The organism is Actinomadura luteofluorescens (genome assembly GCF_013409365.1).
Taxonomy (GTDB): domain Bacteria; phylum Actinomycetota; class Actinomycetes; order Streptosporangiales; family Streptosporangiaceae; genus Spirillospora; species Spirillospora luteofluorescens.
On the sequence record NZ_JACCBA010000001.1, the window covers coordinates 7,830,500 to 7,843,372 of the forward strand.

The 12,873-nt window shown below is 73.4% G+C and carries 15 protein-coding genes; 4 read left to right on the forward strand and 11 right to left on the reverse strand.

Annotated features, from left to right (window positions below; translation table 11 throughout):
* Positions 1-76: 76 nt before the first annotated feature.
* From BJY14_RS36200 to BJY14_RS36220, 5 genes are all read right to left on the reverse strand, one after another.
* Positions 77-703 (reverse strand): GOLPH3/VPS74 family protein, encoded by a 627-nt coding sequence (locus tag BJY14_RS36200; RefSeq protein WP_179847714.1) that lies wholly within the window; start codon positions 701-703, stop codon positions 77-79.
* 2 nt (positions 704-705) lie between these two features.
* Positions 706-948 carry a type II toxin-antitoxin system antitoxin gene (locus tag BJY14_RS36205; RefSeq protein ID WP_179847715.1) on the reverse strand — a complete coding sequence of 81 codons (243 nt, stop codon included), beginning with the start codon at positions 946-948 and terminating at the stop codon, positions 706-708.
* A gap of 12 nt (positions 949-960) precedes the next feature.
* Positions 961-1,875, reverse strand: a complete 915-nt coding sequence (locus tag BJY14_RS36210) for an SPFH domain-containing protein (protein ID WP_179849861.1) — start codon at positions 1,873-1,875, stop codon at positions 961-963.
* A gap of 125 nt (positions 1,876-2,000) precedes the next feature.
* Positions 2,001-3,539 carry an MFS transporter gene (locus BJY14_RS36215; RefSeq protein ID WP_179847716.1) on the reverse strand — a complete coding sequence of 513 codons (1,539 nt, stop codon included), beginning with the start codon at positions 3,537-3,539 and terminating at the stop codon, positions 2,001-2,003.
* A gap of 68 nt (positions 3,540-3,607) precedes the next feature.
* Positions 3,608-6,694: an AfsR/SARP family transcriptional regulator gene (locus tag BJY14_RS36220; RefSeq protein ID WP_179847717.1), complete on the reverse strand. Its 3,087-nt coding sequence runs from the start codon at positions 6,692-6,694 to the stop codon at positions 3,608-3,610.
* Positions 6,695-6,744: 50 nt separating this feature from the next.
* On the opposite strand from BJY14_RS36220, the gene BJY14_RS36225 reads away from it, so the two are divergent.
* Positions 6,745-7,152 (forward strand): limonene-1,2-epoxide hydrolase family protein, encoded by a 408-nt coding sequence (locus BJY14_RS36225; protein WP_179847718.1) that lies wholly within the window; start codon positions 6,745-6,747, stop codon positions 7,150-7,152.
* Between the two features lie 48 nt (positions 7,153-7,200).
* On the opposite strand, the gene BJY14_RS36230 is transcribed toward BJY14_RS36225, so the two are convergent.
* Both BJY14_RS36230 and BJY14_RS36235 read right to left on the reverse strand, forming a co-directional pair.
* A complete protein-coding gene (locus tag BJY14_RS36230) occupies positions 7,201-7,749 on the reverse strand; it encodes a hypothetical protein (RefSeq protein ID WP_179847719.1) in 549 nt (182 codons plus the stop codon).
* Between the two features lie 262 nt (positions 7,750-8,011).
* Positions 8,012-8,581, reverse strand: coding sequence for a superantigen-like protein SSL4 (locus tag BJY14_RS36235; RefSeq protein ID WP_179847720.1), 570 nt, complete (start codon positions 8,579-8,581; stop codon positions 8,012-8,014).
* Positions 8,582-8,863: 282 nt separating this feature from the next.
* Between BJY14_RS36235 and BJY14_RS36240 the strand changes: the two genes are divergently transcribed.
* Positions 8,864-9,316 (forward strand): hypothetical protein, encoded by a 453-nt coding sequence (locus tag BJY14_RS36240; RefSeq protein WP_179847721.1) that lies wholly within the window; start codon positions 8,864-8,866, stop codon positions 9,314-9,316.
* A 189-nt stretch (positions 9,317-9,505) separates the two neighbouring features.
* Here the strand turns inward: BJY14_RS36240 and BJY14_RS36245 are convergent, their stop codons facing one another.
* Positions 9,506-9,733, reverse strand: a complete 228-nt coding sequence (locus BJY14_RS36245) for a hypothetical protein (RefSeq protein ID WP_179847722.1) — start codon at positions 9,731-9,733, stop codon at positions 9,506-9,508.
* Positions 9,734-9,798: 65 nt separating this feature from the next.
* Here BJY14_RS36245 and BJY14_RS47850 point away from each other — a divergent pair, with 65 nt between their 5' ends.
* Together BJY14_RS47850 and BJY14_RS36250 are read left to right on the forward strand one after the other, a co-directional pair.
* Entirely contained in the window at positions 9,799-10,026 is a 228-nt protein-coding gene (locus tag BJY14_RS47850) for a Scr1 family TA system antitoxin-like transcriptional regulator (protein WP_376770059.1), read from the forward strand.
* On the forward strand, positions 10,023-10,217 hold the full coding sequence (locus tag BJY14_RS36250; protein WP_179847723.1) for a DUF397 domain-containing protein: 195 nt from the start codon (positions 10,023-10,025) through the stop codon (positions 10,215-10,217). Before BJY14_RS47850 ends, BJY14_RS36250 begins: the two co-directional genes overlap by 4 nt.
* Before the next feature lie 551 nt (positions 10,218-10,768).
* On the opposite strand, the gene BJY14_RS36255 is transcribed toward BJY14_RS36250, so the two are convergent.
* The 3 genes from BJY14_RS36255 to BJY14_RS36265 all read right to left on the reverse strand — a co-directional run bounded on the left by BJY14_RS36255 (position 10,769) and on the right by BJY14_RS36265 (position 12,825).
* Complete coding sequence (locus tag BJY14_RS36255; RefSeq protein ID WP_218905746.1) at positions 10,769-11,569, reverse strand: DNA ligase-like domain-containing protein; 801 nt, start codon at positions 11,567-11,569, stop codon at positions 10,769-10,771.
* Positions 11,570-11,817: 248 nt separating this feature from the next.
* Positions 11,818-12,012: a hypothetical protein gene (locus BJY14_RS36260; RefSeq protein ID WP_179847724.1), complete on the reverse strand. Its 195-nt coding sequence runs from the start codon at positions 12,010-12,012 to the stop codon at positions 11,818-11,820.
* A 447-nt stretch (positions 12,013-12,459) separates the two neighbouring features.
* Positions 12,460-12,825: an Mth938-like domain-containing protein gene (locus tag BJY14_RS36265; RefSeq protein WP_179847725.1), complete on the reverse strand. Its 366-nt coding sequence runs from the start codon at positions 12,823-12,825 to the stop codon at positions 12,460-12,462.
* Positions 12,826-12,873 lie beyond the last annotated feature (48 nt).

Here is a 12,873-nt window from a genome sequence, read left to right on the forward strand (position 1 = left end):
CGCCGCCCCCGCCGCCGCTGGGGGCCGATACAAGTTCGGCCCCCGGACCTTGTAGGAATCCGCACTTGCCCGCCGCTCAGCCGCTCGCCGCCGCCGCCTTCTTCTGGCGGATCACCTTCATGACCGCGGGCGCCGCCGGCCCCGTCCGCGCCGTCAGCTCCGCGATCCGCCGCCGGTGCCGCCGCCTGTCCCGCCTCGGCAGGACGGTCGTCAGCCCGCCCGCCGCCGCCAGCGCCACCGCCGCGGCGTCGTAGCTGTTCACGTGGGCCACCGGACGCCCCCGCAGCGCCGACGACGCCCCGCCCCACAGCGACTTCACCACCCGCGGGTCCTTCACGGCGACCTCCCGGCGCGGGAACACCCTGAGCACCCGGCGCGAGTGGACCCGGATCCACCCGCCCCGCACCAGCTCGTCGCGGACCGCGGCCTCGACGGCCCGCGCGTCCTTGCGCACCCAGTGCTGCCACGACCGCGGCCTCGACGCCGCGATCTGCGCCAGCACCCCGTACGGGTCGTCGCCCGGCGTCCCCGGGACGGGCCTGCGCCGCTCCTCGCCGAGCCGCCCGTCCAGGTACAGCTCGGTCAGCGCCGCGGCGCGCAGCACGTAGCCGAGCCGCGCGCCGCCACTGATCATCCGCTGCCTGCGCAGGTCGTACGCCAGCAGGTACATCCGCGCCGGCAGCGACTCCGGAACCTCGACCATCGCTAGTCCTCGCCCCCGCCGCCCGGCGGGCTCTCCTCGTCCTCGCCGGCCGGCGCCTTGCGCGGCCGGCCGGGCCCTCGCATCCGTCCCGCCGACCCCGGCATCCGCCCGGCGTCCGCGAGCGCCTTGCGCAGCAGGAACTCGATCTGCGCGTTGGTGCTGCGCAGCTCGTCCGCGGCCCACCGCGCCAGCGCGTCGTGCACGGCCGGGTCCAGCCGCAGCAGGATCTTCTTGCGTTCCGCCACTGGTCCGCGCGGTCACTGGTAGAGCGAGCCGGTGTTGAGCACCGGCTGGGCGTCGCGGTCGGCGCACAGCACCACCAGAAGGTTGCTGACCATCGCCGCCTTGCGCTCCTCGTCCAGGTCGACCACGTTCTCCTCGTCCAGCCGGTCGAGCGCGAGCTGCACCATGCCGACCGCGCCCTCCACGATCCGCTGCCGCGCCGCCACCACCGCGCCCGCCTGCTGGCGGCGCAGCATCGCCTGCGCGATCTCCGGCGCGTACGCCAGCCCGGTGATCCGCGACTCGACGATCCGCACCCCGGCGGACGCCACCCGCAGCGCCAGCTCGTCCGACAGCTGCCCGGTGATCTCGTCGGCGTTGTCGCGCAGCGACGTCCGGTCGTGGGCGTCGTAGGGGAAACTGCCCGCGATGTGCCGGACGGCCGCCTCGGTCTGGAACGCCACGAACTCCACGAAGTCGTCCACCTCGAACACGGCCCGCGCGGTGTCGGCCACCTGCCACACGACCACGGCCGAGATCTCGATCGGGTTCCCGTCCAGGTCGTTGACCTTCGCCAGCCCGGTCTCGTGGTTGCGGATCCGCGTCGACACCTTGCGCCGCTCCGTCAGCGGGTTCACCCACCGCAGCCCGTCGTTCCGGACCGTCCCCTTGTAGCGCCCGAGGAGCTGGAGCACCCGCGCCTCGCCGGGCGCCACCGGCGTCAGCCCCGCCGAGACGGCCAGCCCCGCCACCGCCAGCAGCGACCCGGCCACCACGCCCGCCGCGATGGCGGCCTCGCCTCCCGCCGCCACCCCGCCGACCACCGCCGCCGCCCCGGCCAGGATCAGCGCCACCGCGACCCCGAGCATCCCCCAGCCGCCGCGGTCCGCCGCCGCCCGCTCCGTGATCTTCGGCCGTGGCATGTCCACCGTCGCCGCCGCGTCCACCATGTCGTCCCCGTTCTCCCGTGCCATCATCGGCATAGCAAAGTGATATCACATAAATTCCGGACATACCACCTCGATCTCCCTGGGACGCCGCGATCCCGTCCGGGGACCGGACGGGAACGCGGTGGTCAGCGGGCGGAGACGAGCTCCGGCTCCTCGGTGTCGGGGATGAGCTTGGGGACGTTGCGCAGCGTCACCAGCGCGAACGCCGCGACCAGGACGGCGAGGCCGGCGCTGCAGGTGAGGGCGGCGTGCATGCCGTCCACGAAGGCGGCCCGGGCGGCGGCGGCGACCTGGTCACCGAGCGCCTGCGGCAGGTTCGCGGCCGCCTGGAGCGCGCCGCCGAGGGAGTCGCGGGCGGCGGACGCGGCCGGCGCCGGGACGCCGGCGGGCAGGTCCAGGACGTTCCGGTACACCGCGTTCAGCACACTGCCGAGGACGGCCATGCCGAGCGCGCCGCCGAGCTCGGTGGCCGTCTCGGAGATCGCGGACGCGGCGCCGGAGCGGTCCCTGGGGACCGAGGCGAGGACGGTGTCGGCGGTGACGGTCATCGCCAGCCCCATCCCGATGCCGGACAGCAGCATCGCCGGGATCATCGCCCAGTAGGAGGTGTGCAGGCCGAACGTCACGAACAGGGCGAAGCCGCCGGCCGAGAGCACCATGCCCGCCGCCACGACGCGGGCGCGGCCGAGCGCGCCGATCAGCGGCGGGGCGAGCGCGGCGCCGCCGATCATGGCGCCCGCGGCGCCGGGCAGGCCCGCCAGGCCCGACCGCAGCGGCGACCAGCCGAGCGCGAGCTGGAAGAACAGCGAGAAGATCAGCGACTGGGCGACCAGGGTGAACATCGCGAACATGTTGGTGCCGACCGACCCGGAGAACGCGGCGCGGCGGAACAGCCGGATGTCGATCAGCGGCTCGGCCACCCGTCCCTGCCGGACGAGGAACGCCGCCAGCGAGAGCGCGCCGGCCAGCGCCGAGACGTACACCGCGGGCTCGTCCACGCCGTGCGCGGCGGCCTCCTTGACCGCGTACACCAGGCCGAGGACGCCGGCCACCGACAGCGGCACGCTGATCAGGTCGAGGCGGCCCGGGACGGAGGTGCGCGACTCGGGCAGCACGAACGCGCCGGCGACGAACGCCACCGCCATCAGCGGCACGTTGATCAGGAAGACGGAGCCCCACCAGAAGTGGTCGAGCAGGGCGCCGCCGACGACGGGCCCGAGCCCGACCGCGAGCCCCGCGACGCCGCTGAACGCGCCCACCGCCATCGTCCGCTCCTTGGGCTCGGTGAACGCGCGCCGCAGCAGCGACAGGCAGGACGGCATCAGCGTCGCCCCCGCGACCCCGAGCAGCGCGCGGGCCGCGATCAGCAGCTCGGCGCTCGGCGCGTAGGCGGTCACGGCGGACGCGGCCGCGAACACCGCCGTCCCGATCAGCAGCAGCCTCCTGTGGCCGATGCGGTCCCCGACACCGCCCATGGTGATCAGCAGGCCGGCGAGCGCGAACCCGTAGGCGTCGGCGATCCACAGGATCTGCGTGCCGGACGGGTGCAGGTCGGCCGACAGGTGCGGGACGGCCTGGTTCAGCGCGGTCAGGTCGATGTTCGGCACGAGCGCGACGAGCAGGCAGATCGCGAAGGTGCTCCATTTGCGGGCTGAGGAGTTCATGCCCGGAAGGTTCGCGCGGCGCGCTGACCGTCCGCGCACCGTCCGCTGACGGCGCCGCCGGCGGCCGGTCAGGCGCCGGTGAGCAGGGCCAGCGCCCGGTCGCGGGGCAGGGCCGCGGCCCGGGCGAAGACGGCCTCGCGGGCGTCCTCGTCCAGCAGGGCCCGCACCTGGGCGAGGACGCGCTCGGTGTCGGGGTCGCCGGACACCGTCACGCCCCGCAGCGCCCGGCTCGCGCCGAGCAGCAGCGCCGCGCGCTCCCCGTCGCCCTCCCGGGCGGCCAGCCCCGCCATCGCGGTCGCCGCGTCCGCCTGGTAGCCGAAGATCGGGTGGTCGAACGACATGTCCACCGCCTCGCTCAGCAGGCCCCGGGCCCGCCCGGCGTCGCCCTCGTCCGCCGCGAGCCACCCCAGCCCGACCAGCGCCCCGCCCCGCACGGCGGCGGCGATGAACCGCTCGGAGCCGTAGCCGGTTAGTGCCGCCTCGTACATGCCGCGCGCCCCGGCGGCGTCCCCGCGCAGCCGCGCGACCGTGCCGAGCCCCAGGCAGCCCCCGGCGATCTTGTCGGGGGTGCCGGCCCGGCGCGCCAGCTCGATGCCGCGCTCGTAGTCGGCCCGCGCCGCGTCCAGGTCGCCCGCGCGGATGTGGACGAGGGCGCGCTGGTAGAGCAGGTCGGCGGTGTCCTCAAGGGCGCCGAGCTGCCCGACCAGGTCCAGCGCCTCGTCCAGCAGCGCGCGGGCCCGCTCCCGGTCGCCGCGCCAGTCGGCGACCTGCGCGAGCGGGTCGAGCGAGTTGGCCGTGCCCCAGCGGTCCCCGCACGCCCGGAAACCGCGCACCGCCTCCTCGCACGCCTTCTCCGCCTCGGCCAGGTCGCCGCCGAACTGGGCGAGGAACCCGTCGCTCATCCGCACCAGCGCGCGCGTCCACGGGTCGTCGCCCACCTGCCGCTGGAAGACCTCCAGGTCGGTGCGTTCCGGGCCCGCCGTCAGCGCCCACAGCACGATGACCGCCGGGTACCGGACGGGACCGTCGATGCCCCGCAGCAGCTCGGCGGCCCGGTCGAGCCACGCCACCGCGCGCTCGCCCGTGATCCCGCCCGACACCGCGTTCGTGACGCACAGGACGTACTCCTCGTCGAAGCCCTCCGGCGGCCCGGCGCCGACCGCGTCCAGCAGGTCCGACGCCAGCTGCGCGCCCTCGACGCGCCCCCGCAGCCACCAGTACCACGACAGCCGCGCGATGATCCGCAGCGCCAGCGCGGGGTCGGGCCGCACGCTTCGCCGCAGCGCGGCGTGCAGGTTCCCGTGGTCGGCGGCGAGCAGCTCCAGCCACTCCAGCTGCTCGGCGCCCCGCAGATGGGGCTCCGCGCGCCGCGCCAGCCCGGCGAAGTACTCCGCGTGTGCCCGTTCGAACCGTTCCAGCTCACCGGCCGCGGCGAGCCGCTCCGCGCAGAACGCCCGGACGGTGTCGAGCATCCGGTACCGGGACCCGTCGCTCTGCACCAGCGACTTGTCGGCCAGCTCCACCAGCAGCTCGTCGGCGTCGTCCAGGCCGCACACGCCCATCGCCGCCTCCAGCGTGAGCCCCCCGGCGAACACCGTCAGCCGCCGCGCGAGGGTCTGCTCCGCCTCGTCCAGCAGGTCCCAGCTCCACTCCACGACCGCCCGGAGCGTCTGGTGGCGCGGCGGCGCCGTCCGGTTGCCACGCGACAGCAGCCGGAACCGGTCGTCCAGCCGCGTCGCGACCTCCGCCACCGGCAGCGACCTCAGCCGCGCCGCCGCCAGCTCGATCGCCAGCGGCAGCCCGTCCAGCGCCCGGCAGATCCGCAGCACCGCCCCGGCGTTGCCCCCGTCCACCGCGAACCCGGGGCGCACCGCCGCGGCCCGGTCCAGGAACAGCCGCACCGCCGGGTACCGGGGCAGCTCCCCGAGCGCCGCGTCCGGGGGCGGGACCTCCAGCGGCGGCAACGGCCGCAACGCCTCACCCGTGATCGCGAGGGCCTCCCGGCTGGTCGCCAGCACCCGCAGCTCCGGGCAGGCGCTCAGCAGCCGGTGCGTCAGCTCCGCGACGGGCGCGACCACGTGCTCGCAGTTGTCCAGGACGAGCAGCACCCGCCGCCCCTCCAGCGCCGTGACCAGCCGCTCCACCGCGTCCGGCTGCTGCTCCCCGGGCGCCGGCAGCATCCCGCCCTCGCGCAGCCCGAGCGCCCCGAGCAGCGCCTTGCCCACCTCACCGGGGACCACGGGCGCCAGGTCGACGAAGCAGACCTCGCCGCCGTCCCGTGCCGCCGCCTCGATCGCCAGCCGCGTCTTGCCCGCCCCGCCCGGCCCGAGCAGCGTGACGAGCCGCCCGTCCGCGAGCATCCTCCCGACGCGGCGCAGCTCCTCCTCCCGGCCGATGAAGCTCGTGAGCTGCGCGGGCAGGTTCGCCCGGACGGCCGCCGGCGCGTCCCCTCGCAGGATCGCCAGATGGACGTCCGCCAGCTCGCGCGACGGGTCCGCGCCGAGCTCCTCTGCCAGGACCTTGCGCCCGTCCTCGAACACCGCGAGCGCCTCGGCCTGCCGCCCGCCGCGGTGCAGCGCACGCATGAGCAGCGCCCGCGCCCGCTCCCGCAGCGGCTGCGCGTCCACCAGGTCCCGCAGCGCCGCGACCGCGGCCCCGGGGTCCTCCGCGAGCACCGCCTCGCCGTACTCCTCGACGGCGCAGGCCCGCTCCTCCTCCAGCCGCGCCGCCTGCCCCGCCGCGAACGGCGCGCCCACACCCGCCAGCGCGGCCCCCCGCCACAGCCCGAGGGCCTCCCTGAGCAGCCCGGCCGCCTCGTGCCGCCCGGCGGCCCCGGCGTCCGCCACGAGCCGCTGGAACCGGTGGACGTCGACGTCCTCGCGCTCCACGGCGATCCGGTACCCGGCGGGCGTCCCCTCGACCAGCGCCGGGTCGCCCAGCCCCCGCCGCAGCCGCGACACCTGCGACTGCAGCGCGTTGGCCGCCCCGCTCGGCGGATCCTCCCCGTAGAGCCCGTCGATGAGCCGCTCGGCCGGGACGAGCCGCCCCGCGTCCAGGAGCAGCATGGCCAGCAGCGACCGCACCAGCGGCCCGCCCACCGGGACGACCGCCCCGTCCGCCCAGACCTCGACGGGTCCCAAGATGCCGAACCGCATGGCCCGATTCTCCCGCACTACGGTGGTTCCACCGACCTCTGGAGGACGCCATGACCGAGATCCAGATCGTCACCGACTTCCTCGCCGCCCTCGAGGACCTGGACGTCGACCGGGCCCTCGCCCACGCCGCCCCCGCCATGGTCTACCAGAACGTCCCGCTTCCTCCCGCGCGCGGCCTGCGCGCCGTGGAGAAGACCCTGCGCACCATGACCCGCTACGGCACCGGCTTCGAGGCCCGCGTCCACAACATCGCCGCCACCGGCCCGGTCGTCCTCACCGAACGCACCGACGTCCTGGAGCGGGGCTCCTGGCGCGCCGAGTTCTGGGTCTGCGGCACCTTCGAGGTCCACGACGGCAAGATCACCCTCTGGCGCGACTACTTCGACTGGACCACCTTCCTGACCGCCTCCGCCAAGGGCCTGCTGACCGCGGCGCTGTCCACCGCCCGAAAGAAGTGATCCCCGGGGCGGCGTGCCCCGGGGATCGGCCTCAGACCGGCCGGCTCGTCACCGGTCGGTCGTGCTGGGCGTGGCGCTCGGGACACCCGTGCAGGACGGGAAGTCCTTGAACACCATGCGCGTCAGGTTGGGCCGGCAGCTCTGGAACACGGCCGTGGACACGTCCACCTTCCAGAGCATCGAGATCGCCTGCCCCGTGACGTCGAGGTTCCGGAGGGCGTCCTTGTCCTTCGACATGGCCTCCAGGTCGCCCTGGTACTCGTCCATCGACGCGAGGACGAGGAACGGACCCTGGGGCCCGTCCTCGAACGCGCCGACGACCTGGCCGGGGCGGAGCGAGACGTCGGAGGGGGTGGCCTCCGGCTGGCTGGTGGACGGCTCCGGGTCCGCGGTCTCGCTCGGGTCCGCGACGGGTGTCGTGGTCTCGGCGGTGGCGGTCGCCGAGGCCGGCGGCCGTCCGTTGTCCGAATCTTCCGAGGAGCTCTGGCGGAAGGATCCCAAGGCCATGGCGGCCACGAGGAACACCGCCACGAAGGCGACGACGGCGCCGCGACCCTTGAGGATCCTGCGCACGGAGGCGAGGTTGAATGGGCTCATTGTTTGTATGTCAGTTGACAGGTCCGACGCGACGCCGGACACGCGTATGCCACTGACCCTTTCGCGAAGGACCGTCCGGGCTCCGGCGGCGTTGACCACAGCTGACCGGACGCGGGGAGGAACCGCCTGGTCCGGGCTCGCCGGAGTGTGCGGCGGAGGGCTCGTCGTCCGCAACATCGCGGCCGGTGCTGTCCACCGCGCGAAAGAAGTGATCCCCGGGGCGGCGTGCCCCGGGGATCGGTGACTCAGACCGGCCGGCTCGTCACCGGTCGGTCGAACTCGGCGCGGTGTCCCCACTGGACGGGTACACCGCGTACAGCTCGTAGGAGGCGAACTCGTCCATGGAGACGTTCACCCTCCAGGCCGACGCGATCGGGATCGCCGTGACGTCCAGGTCCTCCCCCTCGGCCCGCTGCTTCGCGGAGTACTCGAGCGAGCCCCTCTGCTGCCAGGCCGCCTCCAGGGCGCTCTGGGACGCGTCCATCGGCGCGAGGATGAAGTACGGGCCCTGGGGGCCGTCCTTGAACTTGGCGACGATCTTGCCCGGACGAGTCGAGGCGTCGAACGACTCGGAGGCCGAGGTCTCCGGCGTGCTGGCGGACGGCTCGGCGGACGGCTCCGTGGACGGCTCCGCGGTCGCGGTCGTGCTCGCGACGGGGGTCGCGGGCTGGATGGGGGCGGTCGCCGACGGCGGCCGCTCGTTGCTCGGGGTCTCCGAGGCGGAGTGGACGGAGCACCCGGCGGCCACGACGGCCGCGAGGCCCGCCGCCGTCAGTGCGGCGCCCTTGAGGATCTTGCGTACGGGGATCCGGACACCAAGAAATACGTTCATGGTTTGTGTGTCAGTTGACAGGTCCGACGCGACGCCGGACACGCGTATGTCACTGACCCTTTCGCGAAGGACCGTCCGGGCTCCGGCCGTGTTGACCACCGCTGACCGGGCACGGGGGAGAACCGCCTGGTCCGGGCGCACGCCCCGCCGGTCTCCGGCCGGCTTGCCGAGCGCGCCGGGCCCGGCACGGTAGAGCCCAGCGCCCGTGGTGAAGCACGGGGTCTCCAACAACCGACCGGCGCTCGTGAAGCACGAGCGCCCCAACGCAAACCGGGAACCAACATGAAGAGAACCGTCCTGAACGGGCTGCTCGCGATAGCGGTCGGCGCACTCGCCGGCGTGTGCGGCGGAGGGCTCGTCGAGCACCTGCTCCACACCTCCTACATCGCCGAGATCGCCCACGCCTTCGGCGGCGCCCCGGCGGGGTCCGCCTGCTCCGGCTTCCTGGCCGACGTGGTCGGCCCCGGCCTCACCGACCGCTTCGTCGCCGGCGCCGTCGGCGGCTTCGCCGGCTTCATCGGCGCCGTCGTCCGCAGCGCCTACCGTGCCGCCTACGGCGCGGCCGTGCCGAGGGACGACTGCGGGCGCCTCGTCGCCGGCGGTCTCGTCCTCGCCGCCGTCTTCGGCGTCGCGGGCCTCGTCTCGGTCGGAGGCTTCGGCCTCCTCGCCGCCATCACCGTCATCGGCGGCTTCGCCGCCGGCGCCGTCGTCGGCGACGCGATCGCCGACGTCTGACCCACCCGCGGGGGCCTGGCGACGCCAGGCCCCCGTTCCGTCCAAACTTGCCTCGGCCATCCGCAAAGCGTCGGTTCCGGGAGGAGCGGCCATGGAATTCGGGCCCTGGCCACCGACCACTGACTGGCGTAGGCCGACGCCGAGCACCCGGTAGTCGCCCGGCGCGAGCGCTGGGGCGGCTGCGACGGCTCAGCAGGTGGGGATCTGGCAGCGGAAGTAGAAGGTGTCTTCAGTGAACCAGTGACTGATTTGGAGCGTGAACAGGCCTCCGGCTCGGACGGTGTGCGTGGCGGACCCTCCATAGGGGTGGTACCAGCTCATGTAGGCGTACCCCTGGCCGCCGGTGCCGTCCACGGTGTAGGTCACGTATCCGCCGTTGTCGCCTTGGACGCCCGGCCTGGAAATCCAGGTGACCATGGTGCGCGGGGCGATGTGGTCGGGCGGCCGCGGGTTCCAGGTGTCCCCGTAGTCGAGATGCTCGCATCCCGAGGTCGGCCGGCGCCTACATAGGGCTTGACGGCCCGTTCCAGATCATGAGTCTTGAAGCTCGGGACATCGCCTATATCGGGGCTTTTCGCGGAGGCCGGTTGGTGGAGGTGCCCTCCGAAGTTAGGCAGTTGAGCATGGACTTCGAGCGGATCGGGGCGAAAGCCCTCCATGAGGACGCCTCCCGGGCTCTGATCCGCAAGGTGATGGAGGAGTGCACATGACCAGCGCGTGGCGGAAGAGTTCGCACAGCGGTGGCGCAACGGATGAGGCATGCGTCGAGTTGGCCGCTTTGCCGGAGGGGGTCGGGGTCAGGGACTCCAAGGACCCCGAGGGGGGACGGTTGACCGTGAGTGGGGTCGCGTTCGGGAGTCTGCTTCGGCGGATCAAGGATGGGGCTCTCGACCGGGCCTGACGGGCGTGCGGGCCGGTCCTGGGGTGGGGCGCTCCGGGACCGGCCGCGGGCTCGGCGGGCCAGAAGGAGCGGCGCCCGGGTGCGCTCAGTGTCGTGGCGGTGGATCGCCCATAGCGGACGACCGTCCAGAATCCTTGAACTGCGCAGGACGAACCGTTCCCGAGAGCGGCTCCGCCAGCCGCGCGATGTGCTCATTTCGGCTCGCTGACGATGGACGCGGGGCGCGGTCGGGGGGTCGGCGCGTCCGGGCTGATCTCAAGAGTGAGGAGCGGCTTCGTCCACGAATGACTCCGGGCCCGACCAAGAGTGCTGTGACCGGAAACGATCACCGGTTCGTGGTGGCCGTGGGCCTGGTGCACAAGCGGCGATCATGTCGGCATACCGTCGGCCTTGGCGTTTGCGCCCGGTCGTTCGGGTCGGCCGCGGCTCACGACGCGGCGAGTCGGCCTTCGTTCCCCGCCGCGCTCTTCGACCGCGTCGAGGAGTTGGTGGTCCGGGGGCAAGTGCCCTGGGTGACGGGCAGGTGGTGACGGGTTGATCAATGGTGGCGGTCAGGCGAAGTCCCTGCGCTTGATCTTGGCGCGGCGGCCGTCGGGATGGTGGAAGACGATCCCTTCGGCGAGGTGGCCTGGAGCGAACCTGCTGTCCAGCGTGGCGAGGTAGTCCCGCAGGCCGTCATAGCTGCGGGGCACGTCCTCGTAGGCCGGCACCTGAACGTTGAAGGGGACGCACCGGTGCTCTTCGAGGCCCAGCGGGTTGCCCTGGATGCGCGGGCCGAGCGCCTCGCAGGGATGCTCGCCGTCCGGCCACCCGGAGACGTCGGTGTTGCGGGCCGCCGCCTGGATCCACTTGTCCTCGGCCCCCTCCGCGGCGTCGACGTACCAGCCGTCCACGATCCCCTGCTGCTTCTGCGCCTTGCTCGGGTTGCGCCGCTTCTCGACCCGGACCAGCAGGCCAGACCGCACGGTGAGGCGGACGTTGGTGCCGTCGAGTTTCTCGGTGCCGGTCCCGGCCCCTTCGAACACCCAGGCGCACTCGGCTCTGGGGCGGTCGACGACCCGGAACCGGTCATCGCGCTCGAAGAGCGTGGGGATCTTCTCCATGACGTCCCTTCCCCTTTCGACGTGCCCGAGCAGCTCGCCGTGGGTGATCGCGCCGGCGGCCAGCCCGCCGGCCAGGGCCCGGACGAGGTCGGCGACGGAAACCCCGGCGTCGACGGCGACGTGCTTGAGCGCCTTCTTCTCTTCGGGAGAGACCCAGGCGACCAGCCGCGACCAGCCCTCCGGGGGCGTCCATCGCGCCAGTCGGTCCGGGTCCTTGCGCGGCCGTCCACGCCCCTTGCCGGTGCTCACTCGGAGGACGTTAGGACCGATCATGGACTTGTGTCAATTGGCATAACAGAAAATATCCAGAACTCGGCGGCAGCGGCAGCGTGGACGCGCGCCGCCCTCCAGCGTCCACACACGTCACCCGCATTCGCGTCGACTTCCCCGGCCCCTTGAGCGGCACCGTTCGGGAGCGGCCGTCGGCAGCCCCGCGCCCCGTGCCAGCCGCTTCACCCCCGCCACCGGAAGCCGCTTCGACCGCGTCGGCTACCGCGTCAACATGGTCCAGGCCTCGGAGTCGCACGGGCTGCTGTCGGGAGCTTCGAGAGCCGCACCTCCTTCTGCGGCCGCATGCCGTCCCGCAGCCGGTTGCCGCGCCGGACCCAGCGGACGACGTCCAGGAAGGACGGAACGCCGCGTGCGCTCTCGGCCTCCATGACCTCGGTCAGATCTTTCAGTTCGTGCGCCATGGGTCATTCCCTCCCTGCCGCGCAGCGGCCGGGACGCCCGGATCGATTCGGAGTCTGGCGAGGGCCTTGTGGTCTGGCTCTTCACGGTCCCGACCGAGCAGCCGAGCACGAGCACCGCCGCGATCCGCGGCACCGACAGAGCCTCGAAGAAGCGCAGCACCAGCGTGGCGCCCTGCCAGCGGCAGCCTGCCGAGCACCGCCCACAGGGCCTCGTCCTAGGCGGCGGCGATGCCGTCGGCCGGGTCGCGGCCGTCCGCCGGCCGGTCCGCGGGCCGCTCGCGGCGCCGGTGCCGCCCGGCCCCATCGCGCCGACCAGATCCGCTCCGCCGAGGGCAGCGCGCGATCAACCGGTGGGACGGGGACCAGATCCCCGCTTCGGACCAGCGGGACCATCGAGGACCCCTAGGGGCGGAACTCCACGGTGGCGCCCCGGTGACCCGGGCGTGATCAGCACGTCGAGTGGAACAGACCGCCGACAGCCGTGGACCGGGCAAGCTCGTTGTAGAGCTTCACGGCGACCGTGGTCTCCTCCACATGCACTTCGACCCCTGCCTCCTCCAGCTGCCCGAGGGTCTCCGGCATGGTCAGCAGACGTAGTTCCATGCCACGGCTGAGCACGATGACCGTGCACCCATGGGCGAGGAGTTCCCGGACGTCGGTGGGCTGAATCCCCGGCTTGTGACGCGTCCCTGTCTCGGACCAGTCCCAGGCGCGACCGCCGCCGGGGTAAAGCTTGAAATCCTTGCCCGGTTCGAGGCCCTCGACTTCCATGCGGCCCCATGAGACATGTGTGATCTGAGGTGATGTCGTCATCGCGGATCCTCTTCGTCCTGCGGCCGTCTGGCCAGGTCGCGTGCGGAC